The organism is Bartonella tribocorum (genome assembly GCF_002778015.1).
Classification (GTDB): Bacteria; Pseudomonadota; Alphaproteobacteria; order Rhizobiales; family Rhizobiaceae; genus Bartonella; species Bartonella tribocorum_B.
Genome location: NZ_NJPP01000005.1, coordinates 43979 through 64438 on the forward strand (window position 1 = coordinate 43979; position 20460 = coordinate 64438).

The 20460-nt window shown below is 37.7% G+C and carries 14 protein-coding genes and 4 pseudogenes; 4 read left to right on the forward strand and 14 right to left on the reverse strand.

Going from position 1 to position 20460, the window contains the following annotated elements; all coding sequences use genetic code 11:
- Positions 1–334: 334 nt before the first annotated feature.
- The 4 genes from CEV08_RS03120 to CEV08_RS03135 all read right to left on the reverse strand — a co-directional run bounded on the left by CEV08_RS03120 (position 335) and on the right by CEV08_RS03135 (position 5582).
- Positions 335–1303 (reverse strand): DUF2125 domain-containing protein, encoded by a 969-nt coding sequence (locus CEV08_RS03120; RefSeq protein ID WP_100130346.1) that lies wholly within the window; start codon positions 1301–1303, stop codon positions 335–337.
- A gap of 490 nt (positions 1304–1793) precedes the next feature.
- On the reverse strand, positions 1794–2540 hold the full coding sequence (locus tag CEV08_RS03125; RefSeq protein WP_100130325.1) for a glutamine amidotransferase: 747 nt from the start codon (positions 2538–2540) through the stop codon (positions 1794–1796).
- Between the two features lie 151 nt (positions 2541–2691).
- Complete coding sequence (locus tag CEV08_RS03130) at positions 2692–4254, reverse strand: heme biosynthesis protein HemY (RefSeq protein ID WP_100130326.1); 1563 nt, start codon at positions 4252–4254, stop codon at positions 2692–2694.
- Between the two features lie 11 nt (positions 4255–4265).
- Positions 4266–5582 carry a COG4223 family protein gene (locus CEV08_RS03135; RefSeq protein ID WP_100130347.1) on the reverse strand — a complete coding sequence of 439 codons (1317 nt, stop codon included), beginning with the start codon at positions 5580–5582 and terminating at the stop codon, positions 4266–4268.
- A 377-nt stretch (positions 5583–5959) separates the two neighbouring features.
- On the opposite strand from CEV08_RS03135, the gene tsaD reads away from it, so the two are divergent.
- The 3 genes from tsaD (at position 5960) to CEV08_RS03150 (ending at position 9731) form a co-directional block, all read left to right on the forward strand.
- A complete protein-coding gene (gene tsaD, locus CEV08_RS03140) occupies positions 5960–7054 on the forward strand; it encodes a tRNA (adenosine(37)-N6)-threonylcarbamoyltransferase complex transferase subunit TsaD (protein WP_100130327.1) in 1095 nt (364 codons plus the stop codon).
- Positions 7055–7762: 708 nt separating this feature from the next.
- The gene (locus CEV08_RS03145) at positions 7763–8197 is read left to right on the forward strand and encodes an EVE domain-containing protein (RefSeq protein ID WP_100130328.1); all 435 of its coding nucleotides are present in this window, start codon (positions 7763–7765) and stop codon (positions 8195–8197) included.
- Positions 8198–9050: 853 nt separating this feature from the next.
- Positions 9051–9731 (forward strand): response regulator transcription factor, encoded by a 681-nt coding sequence (locus tag CEV08_RS03150; RefSeq protein WP_100130329.1) that lies wholly within the window; start codon positions 9051–9053, stop codon positions 9729–9731.
- A gap of 840 nt (positions 9732–10571) precedes the next feature.
- Here the strand turns inward: CEV08_RS03150 and CEV08_RS03155 are convergent.
- The 8 genes and pseudogenes from CEV08_RS03155 to CEV08_RS03190 all read right to left on the reverse strand — a co-directional run.
- A complete protein-coding gene (locus CEV08_RS03155) occupies positions 10572–11342 on the reverse strand; it encodes a class I SAM-dependent methyltransferase (RefSeq protein WP_100130330.1) in 771 nt (256 codons plus the stop codon).
- A 222-nt stretch (positions 11343–11564) separates the two neighbouring features.
- Positions 11565–13991: a TIGR02302 family protein gene (locus CEV08_RS03160; protein WP_100130348.1), complete on the reverse strand. Its 2427-nt coding sequence runs from the start codon at positions 13989–13991 to the stop codon at positions 11565–11567.
- 116 nt (positions 13992–14107) lie between these two features.
- The gene (gene lysA, locus CEV08_RS03165) at positions 14108–15382 is read right to left on the reverse strand and encodes a diaminopimelate decarboxylase (RefSeq protein WP_100130331.1); all 1275 of its coding nucleotides are present in this window, start codon (positions 15380–15382) and stop codon (positions 14108–14110) included.
- A 9-nt stretch (positions 15383–15391) separates the two neighbouring features.
- Positions 15392–15571: a lipoprotein gene (locus CEV08_RS03170; RefSeq protein WP_100130332.1), complete on the reverse strand. Its 180-nt coding sequence runs from the start codon at positions 15569–15571 to the stop codon at positions 15392–15394.
- Between the two features lie 50 nt (positions 15572–15621).
- Positions 15622–16229: pseudogene (locus CEV08_RS03175) on the reverse strand (argininosuccinate lyase); the annotation flags it as partial.
- A 53-nt stretch (positions 16230–16282) separates the two neighbouring features.
- A pseudogene (locus tag CEV08_RS09805) lies at positions 16283–16870 on the reverse strand (lyase family protein); the annotation flags it as partial.
- 2 nt (positions 16871–16872) lie between these two features.
- Positions 16873–17458, reverse strand: a pseudogene (locus tag CEV08_RS03185) (integrase); the annotation flags it as partial.
- A gap of 178 nt (positions 17459–17636) precedes the next feature.
- Positions 17637–17889: pseudogene (locus CEV08_RS03190) on the reverse strand (argininosuccinate lyase); the annotation flags it as partial.
- A gap of 107 nt (positions 17890–17996) precedes the next feature.
- Between CEV08_RS03190 and CEV08_RS03195 the strand changes: the two are divergent.
- Positions 17997–18695: a TlpA family protein disulfide reductase gene (locus CEV08_RS03195; RefSeq protein ID WP_100130334.1), complete on the forward strand. Its 699-nt coding sequence runs from the start codon at positions 17997–17999 to the stop codon at positions 18693–18695.
- Position 18696: 1 nt separating this feature from the next.
- Here CEV08_RS03195 and CEV08_RS03200 read toward each other — a convergent pair whose 3' ends face one another.
- Together CEV08_RS03200 and CEV08_RS03205 are read right to left on the reverse strand one after the other, a co-directional pair.
- Positions 18697–19173: a YaiI/YqxD family protein gene (locus CEV08_RS03200; protein WP_100130335.1), complete on the reverse strand. Its 477-nt coding sequence runs from the start codon at positions 19171–19173 to the stop codon at positions 18697–18699.
- Positions 19158–20060 carry a YihY/virulence factor BrkB family protein gene (locus CEV08_RS03205; RefSeq protein ID WP_100130336.1) on the reverse strand — a complete coding sequence of 301 codons (903 nt, stop codon included), beginning with the start codon at positions 20058–20060 and terminating at the stop codon, positions 19158–19160. Before CEV08_RS03205 ends, CEV08_RS03200 begins: the two co-directional genes overlap by 16 nt.
- Between the last annotated feature and the right edge of the window lie 400 nt (positions 20061–20460).

Sequence of the window (20460 nt, forward strand, 5' to 3'; positions counted from 1 at the left end):
GGTAAATCCATTGAGCAGCACCCTCTTTACACTTGTGAAAGAGTAAGCTTGCACCATTACACCCTTTTGCAGCCCCTAATGTTGTGAATAAGCCTTTAAATTATCAAGATAATTTATAAGAGGCATTTTTAGTTCTTTCTTAATGAGTAATCCACATGACTTTCCCATTTGTAATATGCAAGGCAGGACGATTTTGATTGATTCAATATAAACAGATTTTAAATAAGAAAAACCCAAGATATTGCAACTCTCATCCAATATGCAAAACAATGAACACTTTTTATAAATCAATACCTTGCCATACAGACACGCTCTTATCAATTTCCTCTCAAACCTAAAGTGGATCAAGACGACCAAGCTTTAAAATCCCCAGTTTTACCAAACCATGGCTAATAGTTAAGGGAAGAACGGGAGCGCCATCTGCATTTTTAGGAAGTGTACTCAAAATAAAAAATAACGCTTTAAAATTATCCGCTTCTTCAGGAAACAAATTTTGCAAAGTCTCAAGAAACTTCATGTGCTGTATACAGACAAGTTCAAATGTTGCTGTCAAATATCCTTCATCATCAAAAGAAAAAGGTCCACTGATATGCACCCCTCCACCTGTATGAAAAGCCAATTTACCATTCTTTAAGATGCCACTTTTTCCATGGAGATTCTGTCTCCAATTTTTTCCTTCATCTTCAGATAGAAGGGAAACATCATTTAAAATCCATTTCAAATTGCCATCAATTTTTGGAACTTCAACAAAAGAAGATATAAAAATTGGAGAAACATCAAAACCGTTAAAAGTTATATTTCCTGAGAAATGATTCTTTTCACGTTTAAGATCAAGACGTAAAAATTCTGCCGTTATTTTTTGTGAGATATCTTTTGGCTCTAACTTCTGAACAGCCACATCAGAATTATCTTGCAAAGATGTCTGATCTTCAACATTTTGTTGTGTTTTCTTTTTATCTGTCGTTTGTAATCCCAATGTTCCTTGAAGCTTTTGATTCTCAAGCGAAGGAGACAGTTCAAGCCCTTCAGCTATAAACTTCAATGTCTGACCTGTTTTCCAATAAGGTTCCGTTTCAATCACCAAATTGCGCCAACGGGATACTATGGAAGTGTTTTCAGAAAAAACAATTGATGCAGGAGAATCAACATTAAACTCGACCAAATGAGGAGCATAAATTGGTGCACCAGCCGTCAAACGCCCCGTCGATAAAGAAACCCCATATAAAGGCCAAGAAAATTGAAACTTGTCACAAACAATACCGATACGTAAAGGATAACCACCCTTGCGCATATTCTCGCACACCGCCACCCTAGTACCGAGAGATGCTTTTACTGATATATCAGAAACATAGTTTTCTATTTTACGTGAAAAAAAAACCAGAAAGCACTATAAATAAGGATCAGAGCAAGACAAAACAGCCCAAAAAATAAATAGCGCAAAGAAAAACTTTTTTGTGATGATGGTATTTGAGAGGATGTAGACAACTTTAAAACTTTCTTTATCTTTTGATTTTCACCCCACCCTAAAAAGGACAAAGATTCTCAACATTCAACAATCTATAAATAATCCAGCTTCTTAATCTATCAGGCTTTATATGCTGACCACTTCATGGAGTTCATAATCTACCGTCCCAAAATACAACATCTCATAAACTCAAAAAGCAAGACTTTCTTAAGAAAGACCTTTAACAAAAAACACCTTATATGTAAAGGCTTACATGATTTTTCTATCTTTAACCTTAAAAAACACACTATTTTACAACACGATAAGAATGATAATAAACAGTGCCTACTCACACAAGTGCGGGCGATGTACAAAAAATCTGCCGTAATGCACCTTCAAACCATTGGCTTAAAGCCTTATCGTAGATTAAACGCCCCTTTAAATGTTCACAAGCAGGTTGAGCACCTTTTTCCGTCAATTTATGTGCCGAACGCACCAACAAACGCCGCACCATAGCGCGTGTAAATTCAGCATGAAATTGCAAACCCCATGCATTGTTTCCATAACGGAACGCTTGCGTAGGATATGTATTCCCTGTTGCCAAAAGCACTGCCTCTTTTGGTAAATCATAAATACCTTCATCATGAAAATGGTAGACCATTTCCGGCCAATTCATCAATTCCTTCCCTTGTGGGGTCACTTCCAGTGGATACCAACCCACTTCAACAGTCCCATCACTGCTTGTACCAACCCGCGCGCCTAAATTTCGCGCTAACATTTGTGCTCCCAAACAAATACCCAAAAAAGGCTTATTTTCCTTTAGCGATAACGAAACCCAATCAATTTCCTCACCAATATAGGCTTCACTGTCATTCACACTCATTGGCCCCCCTAACATAACAACACCAGCATAATGCTCTAATGTATCAGGAAGTTTTTGTCCAAAAATAGGACGATAAACATCAAGAACAAAACCATTTTGTTGTAAAAATTTCCCCAAGCGACCAGTATAAGTAGACCGCCGATGAATAACGACTGCAATTCTTGGTTTGCTATTTTTTTGCTTTTTACCAAGACATCTCTGATTTAAAAACATTTTCTAACCAATCACCTCTGTACCGAAGTAAAACTTCGTTTTTTTCAAGCATAAGAGAATAATTTTATTGTGCAAGATTAATAATAATTTTTTTCTTCTATATTTATTGTTTCTTCTGAAAAAAACATTCAAATCCCCCTATTGACGCAATTTAAAATAAACGAAACTTCTTCCTCGATAAAGATGTCCCTTCTTCTTCTGTTTTAACCCCTGGATCATCAACATTTAAGTGAGTTTTGCTGAATGTTTTTACATCTTGGTCTGTTATATCTTGTTTTTCCACCTGCACATTATGCAAAAAGGAATCATCTATAGGCGTTAATTTTTCAAGCCTCTGATCTTCAACACTATCATTTTTTTCCGCAACATCCTCTTCATCTTGAATTTTTGGCACAATATTGACTGCCTCTAATGTAAGAGAAGGTACATGGGGAGGTGCTTTCCATTCAAAACAGCCCAAACGTCCACTGATTGGAGAAACAGCTGACCAAGAAGAAAAAATGGATCCCTCACACATCCATACTGGATCACGTTCAGCACGAAGTGCCAAAGAAAGCCATTGACGCACAGCACCTTGATTGTTCCCCTGTGCCTCTTCAATATCTGCCAATAATAAATAAACACTTTCCCGTGGATGATACTGCAATGCTTTTTGTGCCTGCTCTCTTGCTAATACTGTTTCACCAGCATCCAAAGCTGCTTTGGCAATAAGGAAAGCTGACTCAAAAGCATCTTTATGATAAGAAGCAAGTGTTTTCGCCCTTTTTAATCGCCTAACAGCTCCTTCTTCTCTTTCAAGATAAAGCCTCCCCAAATCAGGATGAGGATCTTTTTGCCAAGCCGCTATAACCATTTTATCTGCTTTACGCGTTTCATTTAATTTATAAAGAATATCAGCAGCAATAATTGTTATTGGAATAAAATCAGGCGCCAATTTATGGGCTTTCAAAATGGCTTCACGGGCTTTTACAGGATATGTATCAAACAAATGAAGTGCTTGCCCACTTAACAGTAAAACCTGTGTATGCAATCGCTCTGGAGTTGAGCGAACAGAACGCGGGAGAGCTTTTTGCGCCTTTTCAAAAACAGTAAGTGCCTTATCCCATTTACCCTCAGCACCCAACCGATCAAGCACCGCCTGATGCGCCCATAAAAGTGCCGGCGATAAAGTGAGTGCCTCTTCTGCATATTGTTGTGCTGCCTCATAAGCCTTACTCTTCATCGCTTCACGAAACAAACCGTAAAGCCCAACTAATTTTGTTGGATCTTCCTTTCTCATTTCCTCAAAAAGACTGATGGCACGAACAGAATTATTTTGTAAAGACAAGGTCTGCGCTTTTAAGAGTTTTACCAGCGGTTCTTGTTTTCCTGCAAGATATTTGACAACTCTTGCTTCCATCTTCTGCGCTGCAATACTATCACCAGCAAAAGTTGCAAGAATCCCCTTTGAGAGAGCTTCATAACCACGCTTTTTATGGCGTTTATAAAAATAATTGGAAAGAACGCGCGGTATGGACAAAAAGAAAGACAACAACCACCATAAAAACACCAGCGTTGCAAAAAGCAAAATAAGCACACTTAACACTGTAAGCAATGAAGCGGAAAATCTGAAATGCAAAAATGTGAGGACAAAAACGTCATTGTGATTTGCAACCCACCCAAAAGCAAGACCAAGGATACAAACAACAAAAATATAAATAAAAACACGTATCATCTGGAGCCTATTTACATCTTTGTTGCCTTAAAAGACCCTTGTTGAACCGACAACAGCAATTTCTGCAGCAACTGTTGAATAGCAATATGTCTTTCAAGCTGCTGAACAAAATCCATTGAAACATCTTTTGCACTTTGGGGCAATGATTGCCATTCGCTCAAAGCCTTTTCGTAATCGCCTGTTTGAATAGCAACTTCCATACGCGCAGCAATCGCCCCCAGCGTTGTCCCTTCAACATTTCCAATCGGTCGTGAAACAACGAGCCCTTTTATCCACGCTAAAATTCGATCAAAAAAACCAGCATCTGACGCAACAATATTTTGCGTACCAACAATTGCATCGGCAACATGAGCAAAATCAACTGAAAGTTGTGCTAAATTTGGAAGACCTACAGTAGCTGTCTTTTGCAACACATCAAGTCCATCAATCGAAGGCGATAATTGCTGTAACAGCTTTAATTCATTGCTATAAGATCCACCACGTTCTACAGCATTTTTCAACGAACTGATTGCTGTAAAAAGCTCCGTATTTATTTCTTTTGTCTCACTATTTTTAACAGTAATTTCTTCTTGGAATGCTTCCAACTGTTTTTTTAACGCAGTAAGGTCATTTGCATTGCTCTGTCCAATAGACAAAGCCGCCTTTATCTCTTTTGACTCGCCAACAAAAGTTTGTACAGCCTCTTCAAGAGCTTTTACTTTTTCCTCTAAAATCGCAAAAGCTTTTCTACTTTCTTCCTTCGATAGTTCATTATTTGTCGTTGTTTTAAACTGTTGTGATGAAAAAGAAGAAAACGCTGTTTTTAACGCATCAATTTCTTGAAATACCTGCTCCAATTGTTTTCTTGTTTCTTCACCTTGGCTTTTTGCAGCTTCAGCAATTTGCAAAACTTTTTCCTCTCCAACAGAATTTTCTATAGAAGAAAACTTTGTTTTTAATGCATCAATTTCTTGAAGCACACGCTCCAATTGTTTTCTTGTTTCTTCACCTTGGCTTTTTGCAGCTTTAGCAATCTGCAAAACGTTTTTGCCTCCAACAGAATTTTCCACAAAAGGAGAAGAAAACAAACCCGCCCATTGAAGTCCCCAAAAAATTCCCAAAGAAATGATTCCCCCGAAAATCCCTGAAAGGAGCAACCAAAACCAAGCCGCATCAGAAGTACTTTTATCCTGATCTTGTATATTTTGTTCTTCTATTACATGAGATTCTACAGAATCTTGTATTTTTTCCTCTGAATCATGGGAAATAGCTTCATGTTCAATAACGGGCTTCTTACAGCGCGTACCAGCATAATGTGATTTAGTTTTTGATTTTGAAGAATCGACCATCTCTGTCACTTTTTGTGTACACTTCTTTCCAATGATAAAATAATAAAATGAAAAAAGTTTTAAAGATGAAGCTTTTTTCAAATATTTTTGTTTGCTTTACATTCTTTTTACAAAGAATATAATTTTATAGAAAATTTCTAATGTCCCAATAATATTTACAATGATAAACTTTAATAGACAAGTTTTTAAAAGCACATCTGAATCTTACACGAAAAAATATAGCTTCATTTTTTAATCAAGAATGCCATAAAATTCAAAGAAAGGACTACAATGCATTCTCTCATAAAAGTCCCAATTCTTAAGAGAAATCCTTTGCGTCTTGTTCTGTTCATGGTACGCAGACAGAAAAGGATCTTCAATATAAGGTTTTATTTAAAATGCGTCTGCTGGGAATAGAAACAAGTTGTGATGAAACAGCCGCAGCTGTCATTGAATACAACAATGAATCAAACAGCCGAATTCTTTCTAATATTGTTTGGAGTCAAATTGATCATCATGCACCTTACGGCGGTGTTGTTCCTGAAATTGCCGCTCGTGCCCATGTTGAAATTCTTGATCATTTAATTCTTCAAGCCCTCACAGAAGCAAACATAAAATTAAAAGATATTGATGGCATTGCAGCCACCAGTGGACCTGGTTTGATAGGGGGGCTATTGGTAGGCATTATGAGCGCAAAAGCACTCTCTCTTGCCACTGGAAAACCATTTATTGCTGTAAATCACTTAGAGGGACATGCTTTAACAGCTGTATTAACGCACAATATCAAATTTCCTTATTTATTACTTTTAGTTTCAGGAGGTCATACACAAACAATCCTTGTTCATGGAATAGGTAACTATCAGCGTTTAGGAACCACCATTGATGATGCATTAGGAGAAGCCTTTGATAAAACTGCCAAACTTTTAGGTCTTCCTTATCCTGGTGGACCAGCACTTGAAAAAGCAGCTTTATTGGGTGATAAAAATCGCTTCCCTCTTCCACGACCTTTAAAAGGTGAAAAAAGGTTAGATTTTTCCTTTTCAGGACTCAAAACGGCTGTTCGACAAGCCGCAACAGCCATAGCGCCTCTTACAGAAAATGATGTTGCAGACATTGCAGCAAGTTTTCAAGCCGCCGTGACCGATACGGTGCATGATCGTGTTCATTTGGCTCTACAACATTTTACCAACCAATATCCTCTCTCTCATGATCCAAGAAAGCATTCTCCTGCTTTAGTTGTTGCAGGCGGCGTTGCTGCAAACCAAGCACTTCGCTCTACATTGCAAGAACTTGCCCACCAACATGGTTTTGAATTTATAGCCCCTCCTCTTTCCTTGTGTACCGATAATGCAGCAATGATTGCTTTTGCCGGTGCACACAAACTCGCACGAGGAGAAACAAGCCCTCTTGACATTGCCCCTCGCTCACGCTGGCCATTAGATGAAAAAGCCACGCCCTTGATCGGAATGGGACGCCGTGGAACAAAAGCATAAGAAAATTGATTTCCCTTACCTTTCAAAGAACAAAGATTTTCACTCAATCCAGTCTGTAAACATCCAGATGGTTATTAAATCAATTTTCCACCTGCAAACAATTTTGTTTGCTTCTCATTTCACAGGCTTCAGTTAACTCAAAGCGCGATAGGCAAACTTAAATATTCATCATATATTTTAAAAACACTTCATGTTTCAAAAAAACTACCTTATATCACCACACTTCAAATGACAATATTTACGGCACCATAAGGCGCACCCTACCATACCAAAACATAGCCATCCTTTGACATCCTTACCTTTAATCATCTATTTGTCTCACAACCATTGTAGTAACTTTTCAAAACTAATTTTTTTTGCTAAATTTTTTCCCATGTCTAAATTTTTTCCAATGTAATGTGCCTCTAGTGACTGAATTTCAAACCGTAGCTGAAAAGATAATCAAGCCTCCACGTGGCTGAGAAATTTTAAGTTTATTTTTTTAATACATTGATACAATTTTTTGCTAAAAAATTAAGAAAACAACTTTATACAACATGAAAAATCAATGGAACGCGTTTCTCTATTACAAATTATTTTAAAACAAGAAAAAACAGATAATAGCTGCTCTTTACTTCATTTTAAAAATCATCATTGATGATATTACAAAGATGCTTATAAAAAATTGGACATGATGAACGCATAACAGTCTATGAAAAAGGTGAACACATGGCTTATTGGCTTTTTAAATCTGAACCTCATAAATGGTCATGGGAGATGCAAAAGAAAAAAGGAGCGGATGGCGAACAATGGGATGGTGTCCGCAATTATCAAGCCCGTAATAATATGCGCGCCATGAAATATGGTGACAAAGGCTTTTTTTATCACTCAAATAAAGGTTTAGAAATTGTAGGCATTGTCGAAATATGTGCTGAAGCACACCCTGATTCTACAAGCTCTGATCCACGCTGGGAGTGTGTGGATATCCGTGCACTTTGTGACATGCCAACACCTGTTTCATTAAAACAAATCAAAGCCAATCCCAAACTTGCAAATATGGTGCTGGTCAATGCCAGCCGCTTATCAGTACAACCCGTGACAGAAGATGAATGGAAAGAAGTGTGTTTAATGGGCAACCTTAAGAAAGAAATGCTTTTATCTTAAAACAATAAATTCATCTCATCATATGAAAAAGTGCTTTATGGCGCAAAACAACAAGTACAACGCCTCCTTTACGTACTCTCATGTTCTAATATATTTTTCCTTGCTATTTTTTATTTTCCTCCCTTTTTCAATACAGCCCGCCAAAATTGCGCAAACACTTTCTTCATGATGCATCTTTTCAACATGGCTCAAGGAAAGACTGACTCAATGATTATAATGGGGATTATAACGAACAACACCTCTTCGCATACAAATGCAACGAAAAAACAAAACTGAACGTGGATAACAAACAATAAAAATGACCGTGAAATTCTCCTACACAGTGTTATGTGCTCGATATTGCACTGTTCTCTTCACGTTTAAAAACATATCGTATTGATTTTAAAAAGTGTTCATTGTTTTCATATTAAATGAGAGTTCCTTCATACCGTAGGATTTCTCTCATTCCAAACATGTTTCATGTTGAAACAATCAAAATCATGTCCTTTGCACGTTAAAAACAGAAAAGCCTGCATGGATCACAAACATGCCTCTTATAAAGAATCTCAAACACCAAGGAGCTCAACATTGAGAAGACCGAAAATATGATGGTGCCGGCTTGTTTCTCTCTAATACAAGCGTAAAGAGGTGGTATCCAATGACACAAATACACCTCAAAGTATAACACAACGCTTCCAATCAATGTATAAATATTCCACGCACAACGTTCCATCTTCTCTTTAACAAGCAACCATAAAATCATAAAAATTCATTTTTTAGAGACTTTCTTTTTTAATTTTTCTTGCATCAAATCTCATTTTTTATGAAACTACTCTTTACCAATCAGTGCCTTAACATGCTTATAAGGAAAAATATGAACAACTATACTCTTTTAATCATTGAAGATGATGATCTACGCCCCATTTTAGTAGAACAATTGCAAATGCATCAAGAGTTTGAAATTTTCCAAGCAAAAACAGCTGAAGAGGGAATAAAAGTAGTCCAAGAAGAAAATATTGATCTTGCTATTTTGGGACTTGAACTTCCTGATTTTGATGGTCGAAAAGCCGTTAAACAATTACGCACCCAAGGATTTCGTGCTCCCATTATCATGATAACGAATGATGATACAGACTGCGATACCCTTTTAGACCTTGAAATAGGTGCCAATGACTATGTGACAAAACCCTTTCGCTTTGCGGTGTTATTAGCGCGAATTAGAGCACAGTTGCGCCAATATGAACAAAATGAAGACGCAACCTTGCATATTGGCTCCTATACTTTTAAACTAAGACAAAAACTCCTTCTTGATCCATGCAATAATGAAATCTATCTCACAGAAAAAGAAGCAGCGATTCTCAAATGCCTCTATTATGCCAATGATAAAATTGTCAGCCGTGAAACATTGTTAGAACAAGTTTGGGGGTATAATGAAAACGTTATCACCCATACTTTGGAGACACATATTTATCGTTTGCGACAAAAAATCGAAAATGATCCCTCCAATGCACAAATTCTCATAACAGATCAAAATGGGTACCGTTTAAACCTCTAATTTGATATTGATCGTTTCAAAAATAATTTTAATATTTTCAATCTTCCTTTGCATTAAAACAAAAATGAGATGAAAAAAATGCTTACATGCTATTTGAGTAGTGCTGTATAAAGTTTCCCTTAACAGCACTTTTATGACAAAATATAAAAAAATCTATTATGAAAATATTCCAACACGAAAACCCCCAATAGAAATGCTTCTTACGATATACTTGGCAGCTGCTGCTTCATATGTTTTTGCTCTCTTTAAAATTTTAAATATATTTCGCATACAAATAATCGTAATATCTTGTCGCAACATTCTTTATCATAACCATTTTCTTTAGCATATTGATATTGATGATTATTTTTTAAAGGCACTGTTTTACCTCACATTTACTCGCCTAAGTTAAGAGATATTTCTTATATTTTTGCTCCATCCTTTACTTATCTCCTCTTAAGAAACAGGATAATTAACTATATGATATATCTATCCTATTGACAAAGAAAACCATTGAGCACCACCATCTTTATGCTTATTAATAAAAGGGAAATCCAGCACCATCACACACTTTGGGCCTGCTCCAATGTTGCGACAATCCTACAACTCTTGAGACAAACCATAAGAAACATATTCTTTCTTATCCAATTTTTACCCACACGAGCTCTCCTCACTTGTGGCATACAAGCAAATGATTTTGTTTGATTCAACATGAGAGTAATTTGGAGTGAGAGAAGGAGCTATATTCATTGGCTAATCTCACATATAATGTGCAAACGGATATTTTTTGACTGTAAATTCAAAAATTTAAAATAAGAGAAGTCTCATACATTTGCGATTCTTATGCCAATAGAAAAGGGATTAATAATCTTTATAAATTAAGATATTTCTTGTCTGTGGAGATAAAGCAGGAATAAAAACACGTCGCGACTGACGACGCTGTACAAGCAATCCCTGATAAACACGTTTTTGTGCTTGGCATATTAAGAGTCCACCAAAATAAGGAAAAAGATGGCGCGCAAATGGCTCATAAAAGAATGAAAACAATCGCGAAACATAACCTGTCGAAGGCATATAATGGACAATTCCTTGTATTTTCCCTGCAACAAAATTTGTTTTTTCAAACAAACGCGTAATCTGTTGCCGACTATAGGGTTCGCCATAACCAAAGGGCGTGGTAATATTGCGCGCCCAAAATCCAGAGCGATTAGGAACAATGACAATCAAGTGACCATTGGGGGCTAAAACACGCCATATTTCATTCAACGTTTCAAATGAATTCTCTGTATATTCTAATGCATGGACCAATAAAATACAATCAACTGATGCATCCGGAAGGGGCAAATCCTCTTCAAAAACAAGCGCTGTAGCAACTTGCTCAGCACAAGGCCAAGATGAAGCACCTTGTCGAGCCGGCATAAAAGCAAAACATTGTTGAGTACGTTCACACAATGCAGAAAGATAAGGAAGTGTATAACCCAACCCCATAACCCGTTTATCCGCAAGATCGGGCCACCATAAATTCAATTGGTCACACAGCGTCTTTTGCACACGCAGTCCAAGTGCAGAAGCATAAAAATTTTTCAGTGTAACGATATCCAACTCAACATACCATGTAGAAACAAATTTCAAGTATTACAGATTTTCACATACTCAACCTATATGGGCTTTTGCTCTTTCTCCACAATAGCGAACATTTTAATATTTCACATTGTAAACTTAAATGACCCCAAAATCAGTACAACGAAATGATTATTGCATTACAAGTGCTTTAATCAATTTTCTTTTGAGGTGAACCCATAGAGATTTTCATAGACTGTTTCTGACATCAATTAAGAAAAAAACCAACATCGATTAATTAAAACGAAGCAATCTTTCAAGATAGTTTTTTTCTGCTTCTTGAATATGTTCCTTACTAAGGCGTTTGCGAATTTCATCCAAAATTTGCCGCGTACGCATTTGATCACTTTCTTGTGGGAGAGCCTTACCTTCTTGTCCTTCCTCTGTTTTTGAAGAAAGTGGACGTCCTAACGGATCTTTCGGACCAGAATCAGCATTTTGCTCATTTCCTGTTTCTTTGAGTGCTTCACGCATTTTTTTCAAAGCACTTTGGGCACCTTGCCGCAAAGCTTCCAAAGCATCAGATTGATTTTGTATAGATGCCTGATGATCTCCATGATCAAGAGCATCTTCTGCAGAATTCATTTTTTCTTCCGCCTTTTTCAAGGCATCGCCTGTTTCAAATCCCTGTTCTGATAATTCTTTTTCTAATGTTGATAATTCAGACTGCAATTCAGCTTGGCGTTTTTTTAAAGATTTTTTTTGTTTTTCCGGTACATTTTTCCCACGCCTTTGTTCCATCTCCAATTGATGTGTTTCATTGAGGATTTCTTGCTGACGACGCATTAAATCTCCAAGTTGGTCCATTTTTTCTTTCATTTGTGCAGATTGGCTTTTTTTTCCCTCATTTTGATTACCTTTTTGCACATGCAAATGGTCAAGTGTCTGTTCAATTTCCGCCAAGAGTTGTTCCGCTGCTAAAGAGGAGCCGGTTTTAGCCATTTCCTCAATGAGATTCAACTTTTCTTGTAATGTATCTTCAGAAAGATTAGGGCTTTTTAAGCTTTTAGAATTTTTAGAAACTTGACTATCTGGTGCTTTTTCAGCCAAAGCCTGAATATACGCATCCATAGCTTGACGTAAATCTGCCATAAGCCGTTCAATTTCTGCCGCTGGAGCACCGTATCGCAATGCATCCCGTAAAGCAGCTTGTGCTTGTTTTAAATTTTTCTGCACGGATTCAAGCTGATTTCCTTCAATCCCCAAAGCAATCTGCCATAAATAATCTACCACATCGCGCAAATCTTCTTCTGTTTGTGCCAAAGAAAGCCTTGTCCACGCACTTTGTAGAACGAGAAAATGCGCTGCATTTTGAAGCCCCTTTTCTGGACGCACCAGCAAAGCAGAAAGCATATCCAATACACGCTCTCTTTTAGAAGCATCAAGAGCAAGTAAACGACGCAATTCACCCACAGCACGCGCGACAGGATTTGAGAAAACACGCTGCGGTAATATCATAACAAAAGTTTTGCTACGTCCTTTCTGCCCTGCGCCATCTTCTGCCACCAAAGTAATTTTGACTTGTGAACCGGCCCATGGATGCGCTGATACATCATATACCGTCCGCATTTTGCCTTTTCCACCCCGTGGAAGAAGAAGCTTTATTTCCGGCGCTTTATAAAGAGAAGAAGCATTTTTATTCTGAAAAAGAGGTTCTATTTCAACAAAAGCCTTTGTCACACCATAATCATCATCCAACACATACCGCAACTCTAATGATCCCGTTAAAATCCGCCCTGGTTTTTCTAGCCAATCAATTGTTGGAAACGCATCTTTGATCATCTGCAAACGCCATTGCTGTTTTTTACGACGTGATGATACAAACAAATCCATTGAATGCTCTAAATGGGTTTCAAAATGAACGATTGGATCATCCAAGGCTGTTTTTTCATTTTTTTCTGAAAACAAAACTCTCTGCCCATCTTCTACAGTTTTTGCTTTGACTGTAATGCCAGCCCCATTGACAACACGCACAACCACATCACTCCCTTTAGGAATTTCCAGTTGTGTCTTCTCATCTTTTGTCAAATAAATCGGTGCCATACCGGTATAAGCAGGGGGTGTTACCCAAGCATCAATCCGCATGAATTTTTCATCAACAACAGGACGAAAATCAAAAGCATCAGCCAAACGCCCCCCTCGTGAACCAAAAGAAAAACTAAAAGCACACACGAAAAGGAGAACACACAAAGCCCTCAAAGCCAAAGGATCATAAGCCGCACTATTAAGAGAGATAAACCCAGTTTTTAAATGGTCTAATTTTTTTGCCATTCGGCGTTGATGCTCACGCCAAATAACAGCACAAACATCTTCCTCATTTTCAGAACATGCGTGATCTGTCTGAATATTCAAAGGCTGGTGTTTAAGATCATTAACACGTTCAAGGCGGTGGTCCACTTCCCGCATTGTGGGAAACCGAAAACGGATCAGAAAAAATAAACTCACCCCAGCACAAACAAGCATAACCCCAAGTAAGAGCCAATAGGACCAATACCCTAAAAGGCTAAAAAGCCCCAACCAGCTAAACGAACAAAAGAGACTAAGAACAAGGAAAAATGGCAACAACCGTACCCATATCCGTTCAAATAAAAGAATCCCCCACATCAAAATGCGCACACACAAAAGCTTTCTTGCAAAGCTCTTGATGTTTTTATTTTCTATAAACAAGCATTCTTCCCCTTTTACCGTGGTGTATTAAGATCATAAAATCCATACAAGACAATTTCCAGAAAATAAATTGTTTCATCAAAGTTTAGTAAAAATAAGACCAAAAACATTTAAGAATGCTCAACCCAATAAGGAATATGGTCACTTTCTATCAATTGCGCATAATCAAGACGCGGACGAATAACCGCATAACGCGTATCTTGCACGAGAACTTCCGGGATCAAAAGTCGACTATTATAAGTGCTCGCCATTACAGCACCGTAAGCCCCAGCTTGCGTAATTGCCAAAAGATCACCGGGTGCCAAAATCGGTAAGCAGCGATCTAATGCTAAATAATCACCAGTCTCACAAACGGAACCCACAATATCTGCACGAATAAGGGGAGCATCTTTTGGAGCTTGTTTTACAAGAACAACATTCTGCCAAGCATCATAAAGCGTTGGACGCATCAGATCATTCATCGCCGCATCTACAATAACAAAATTCCGCCCCTGCCCCTTTTTTAAATAAAGAACAGAGGTTACCAACACACCGGCTTGACCCACAATGCTCCGCCCCGGCTCCACAACAATATTAATCCCTAAAGGAGCAATATGCTTCTTTACCAGCGCAGCATAATCAAAAGGAGAAGGCACAGTATTTTGTTCACAACCATAGGCAATACCAAGTCCGCCACCAATATCTATATGCGTTATTGCATAACCATCGCTCCACAATTGACGCACACAATCTGCAATAATCAGAAATGCCTTCTCAAACGGTTTTAAATCACAAATTTGACTGCCAATATGCATATCGATACCGCAAACCTGCAATCCAGGCAAAGAGACAGCCTTTTTGTAAGCCTCTCTTGCCAACAACAATGGAATACCAAACTTATTTTCAGCTTTTCCTGTTGTAATTTTCTTATGAGTTTTTGCATCAACATCCGGATTAATGCGCAATGAAACACGTGCTGTTTTTGACAACGCAACCGCACGTTGTGACAACTGTTCAAGTTCCGGTTCTGATTCAACATTAAAACAATAAATATTCTGAGAAAGAGCAAAATCTATCTCTCTTACAGTTTTACCAACACCAGAATAAACAATACGATGCGCAGGAATACCAACCGCAAGGGCGCGCCGTAATTCGCCTTCTGAAACCACATCAGCTCCTGCCCCATTTGCCGATAGGAGCTTTAAAATTGCTTGATTAGAATTAGCTTTAACCGCATAAGCAGTCAGACTGGGCATTCCTTCAAATGCCTTTTGATACTCCTTAAAATATGTGACCAATGCATTGGCCGAATAACAATAAAAAGGCGTCTCCACCTCCTGCGCAAGAGTAGAAAGCGAACATCCTTCAACATGAAGCATACCTTGATGGTAGGGGAAAAATTTCACATTTCCCTCCTACTTTATCAAACGATCAAGAATAAAAGGTTGATCATCTTCACTTTTAGCAGAAGATGTTCCCTGAATAGACTTTTCCACATTTGTAAGAGGCGCTTCCAATGATCCTTTACGCCCACACCCAACAACACCCACGCCCCCCAAAAGGACAATCACCAACCCTTTTACGATAACTTTCATCTGCCCTCTTTCCTCATCTCGATTTCTTTTTAGCTTTAAAATACGATCACTCAAGCGCTCACAAGATGCTTTTTATAATATGCAATTTGCCGAAGAATCTCCAAAGGTGCTGTTCCCCCTAAAGCTTTTGCGACTTTCAACAGATTTTTCAATGGTCAAAACATCAAAAAGTGTTGGATTGATACTAGGACAAATCAATTGCTTGAAGTTCATCTAATGATAAATCCTGAAAGTAACACCACTTTCTTTCTGCTAATGCCACACCACATCCTGCCATATGAGGTGCTTCACGAAAAAGAACCCCTAATTCACAGACAAGCCAATAAGTAAAATCCGTAACTGTTTCATACCCTAAATCCGCTGCTTGTTTCATAGCTTTCTTATTCACTTCTAAATCAGAAATCATTCTTGTCATTGCTGCCAATGATGATTCCAAATTCAAAGCCCCATCAAACACATATACTTTATTTTCTTACATATCCTTTGAATAAGCAAGTAATAATCCTTCCATCACCGTCAACAATTCTATAGGCGCACCATTCAATTAACCTGCTTTCGCCCTTACCAACTTCTGATACACATCAGGGTTTCTCCTTTGTGGTATAATCCGATAAACTCATTGAAAAGGCATTTGACAAACGAATAAAATAAATAAGCAAGTAATAATCCTTTCATCATCGTCAACAATTCTATAAGCACACCATTCAATCAACCTGCTTTCGCCCTTACCAACTTCTGCTACACATCATGATTTCTCCTTTGTGGTATAACCCAATAAACCCATTGAAAAGGCATCTAACAGACGAATAAAATAAAATTCACTTGACCAAAGAATAATTTCTTCTGCTAAACACGAAAGGTGCATGGCAACAAAGAGCACCAGCACTTAAAAATTCCAATGCCAAGTCACGTCAATAACTCAATCAATTGAATTGCGTGTAAGCACCCGAAAATTTAAAGCCTGTGCCGTCATAAAGCGATCAATCGGAAAACTTATTCCTGCTAAAACCGCAACCCCCAAAAGCGATTCATTCATTCGTTCAATGGCCTCCCACACCCGCGATAAATCTCGACCAAACATTTCAGTATAAGCCACCATCTAATGTCCCAATGTTACGGGTTGTGCCAATTGTAAATGTGTAAAGCTTAGCATACGTAAAGATATTAACATGTTTTTTTGCAAGAGAAAGCGCATTGCTTTATCAGCTCCTTGAAGGCTTGTGCTATTTTCTGCAATACCTCAAATATCCACAACCGAAAATCAATAGCCGCTTTATCATTGTATGAACGCACCGTATACTTAAGAGAGCGCATGCTTTTTCTACTGCTTGTAAATCAACATTCAAACCCAAAGCAGCCGCATGTTTGAGACAAACATTAAGACGGACGAGTGCTTTTCTGCTGTTCCAGCCTTTGAATGCCAGATAGGGGCAAGTGTATTGCGTATCTCTGTTTGTGTAATCTCTAAAACGAGGTGACAGCCTAATTTAGGGAGAATATGAAGGCGTAAAGGTAAAAACCAGTTTCCATTTTTATTATCCCCTTTTAATTCAGCTTTACGACTTTCAAAAGCGTCTAGAGCAATATCTTTTAAATAATGGAGATTGCTTATTGTCTCACGTTTTTGTTTCTCACACTGTTTAATGGAGGCACACCCCTCATGCAAAACAAATCCAGCTGCTAATTCACGTGCTTTTTTTAAAAGAACGTTTCGCAACGCACCCAATCCCATTTCATGACAACATCTGTGAAGGGTTAACGATAAAGCCATTGAGCACCCCCATCTTTACGCTCATGGAGAAGCAAGCAGGCACCCTCACACACTTTGCCAGCCCGTGGGTGTTGTGAACCCAACCCTTGGCATTTGAGAGCGTTCATAAGAGCTATTTTTTAATCCTTTCTTATACAGTTTTTAGCCTTACGCCAACCCGCTTATGACATACAAGAAAGCGGTTTTGATTGATTCAACATACACAGATTTGAAATGAGAGAATCTTATGATATTCGGGACTCTCATTCAATATGCAAAACATTGATTTATTATTATAAATCAATGTTTTGCCCGCAAATTCCCAACAGCAGAATCAATCAACACGCTCAATTGCGCTTCAATATTCATATAAATATCTTCAAGCTTTCGTGAAAAAACAAATTTATCCTCTTCAATTTCTTGTAAAATAATTTTTAAATCATGAAAAATTTTTTCATAATCAGACTGTAAAACAATCTTTGTTTGCGCTAACATTATAGCATGAGAGAGCGAACCTTTAATATCTTGACCGATAGAGTTTTTGATCAACATCAATTGAAGCATTAATTTATTCCATAACTGCAGCAGGTCCTTCGATAAACCATCCTCCCCACATTTGGTTTTTTATCTTCTCGTCTATCATATTTTAAAAACACCCATAAAAAGGATAAAATCATGATTCCTCAAAATTTTAAGAGCTCAAAGAAGAAAAACAAAAAGTGGCAAATCTTCGTAGCATTCTTTTTTGTTGCCATCATCTTAGTTTGTGTCAGTTTATACGCAATAAAAAGTCATCATAACAAGAATAGCTTTTTTTCTACCTATTTTATTTCAAAAGAAAATACCGAAAAAATACAAGAAAAAAAAATGACGACAATCCAAAAAGCAGCAACAGGCTTTTTTGCTCACATGCGATTTACTGATACACCCTTAGATATGAATACTCTCTCTTTTAAGGATATTCAAGGAAAAGACCACACACTCGCTGAATTTAACGGAAAACCGATACTCATCAATCTATGGGCTATCTGGTGCATGCCCTGCCGCACAGAAATGCCCGATCTGGCGCAATTAAAACGCGAATTGGGTGGAGAAAACTTCGATGTCATAGCGATCAATATTGATAAAGCAGCCTCTTCTGAAAAAATTCAGCAATTTTTACAAGATATTCATGCTGATAATTTAGTCTACTATCGCGATGAAACCATGAATATCTTCAACGACATGAGAAAACAAGGAATTGCTTTAGGACTCCCCGTCACACTTCTCATTGATAAAAATGGTTATCTCATTGCTTCCTATAATGGGGCAGCACCATGGGCCAATGACGATGCCAAAACACTTATAAAAGCTGTCATGAAAGAAGCACAATAACCTAATAACCACACCTTTTTAAACGTTGGATTGTCACATCCAATGCTGACAAAAAAGCAGAACGATCTTTAGCACAAAAAGGGCGTGGTCCTCCTGTGGTATGCCCCTGATCTCGCAAATTTTCCATCAAATTGCGCATAACTAAAGCTTGACCAATTGAATTGGCATCAAAAATACGCCCCGTTGGCGAAAGACAAAGCCCCCCAGACCGTAAAACCCGTGCCGCTAAAAGGATATCACTGGTAATAACGATACTTGCCTCATGGACATGTTCTACAATCCAATCATCAGCACAATCAAACCCATCAGAAACAACGATTCTTTCAATAAGTTCTTCGTGGGGAAGAGAAAGAAAACGGTTCGCGACAATAAATGTCTTAAGCTGATAACGATTCATAATGCGATAAATTTCAGTTTTAACAGGACAGGCATCCGCATCAACCAACAAAGTAATAGCTTGTCTTATTCCTTGCCCCATCTTTTGACTTTCATACGATCTACAGATTTTTTCATTCCTCTAAGAGATTGCCCATAATTGCGATAAAACATTATTGCGGCGTTTATTTCACCCCCTAAAATAAAAATTGCGCTTAATATGTAAAGAAAAATAATGGCAACCATAATAGATGCTAACCCCGCATAAGTCGAACTATAATCAAACATCGTTAAATATTGTGCAAAAGCAAGAGAAGCCATAAACCATACAAATATTGTCATCACGATTCCTGGTAAAATATCTATAAATTTCCGCTGCCCTGCTGGAAGCCATTTATGAACAATCAGAAGACTGATAAACAAAATAATAACTGCAATTGTATAACGCCATAAACGAATAACCCCAATATATTCAGTGATAAAAAAAGAATGATCCTGCATAATTTTGATCAGCAAAGGCGCTAAAATCAATAAAAAGCTCATCACAACAAGACCAAAAGCTCCAAGGATGACAAAAAACAAACTTTGAAAACGACAAAATAACAAAGTCCGTCGATCGCTCACACGATAAGCTTTATTCAAAGCCGTACGCAAAGCTTCTATTCCATTAGAAGCAAAATAAGCCGCTCCAATGACAGAAATCGTCAACACACCTCTTTGATGAAAGGTTAAAACATTGACAATTTCCTGAGATAAAGGTTCAGCAATGACATCAGGTAATAATTGTACCAGCGCTTTAATTTTTTGCGGTGTATAGGTAAAAGCCCCAAAAAAACGAGCAAAAGATGCCCAAAAAATAAAAAAAGGGAAAAATGCTAAAAGCCCTGATAGCGCAACATGGCTTGCAAAAGCACTCCCATTATCACGCCAATAATGACTTATTGCGTCACCAAAAACACGATAGCTATACCAAAAGATGTTTTTTAACAAACCTCAATACTTTCTGGCAATACCCTTTTTCAGTTATCTCATGCTTTATAAAAAAACGATCAACACGTTAAAAACAAACACTTTTTAATATAAAGGGCAATAATCCATGTGGTCAAGCCTCACCCTATCCAAAAACTGAAAAGCCAACAAATATCATCAATGAAGTGTATTGTGTTTAAAGCGTTTTATTTTACATGAGAGCTGCCCTCGCACTCCATTAAATAATGCAAAAAATAAAATCGTGATGCAAAGATATTTCCATGCATGCTTTCTCATATTTTAGCACTTAAACTAAAAGAGAATAGACGGAAATGGATTGCTACCTTTATATCTTTACATATTGTTCTCAAATAAAGCTGCTTTCCAGCTTCAAAAGATCAATAAAACAGAGAGAATATTC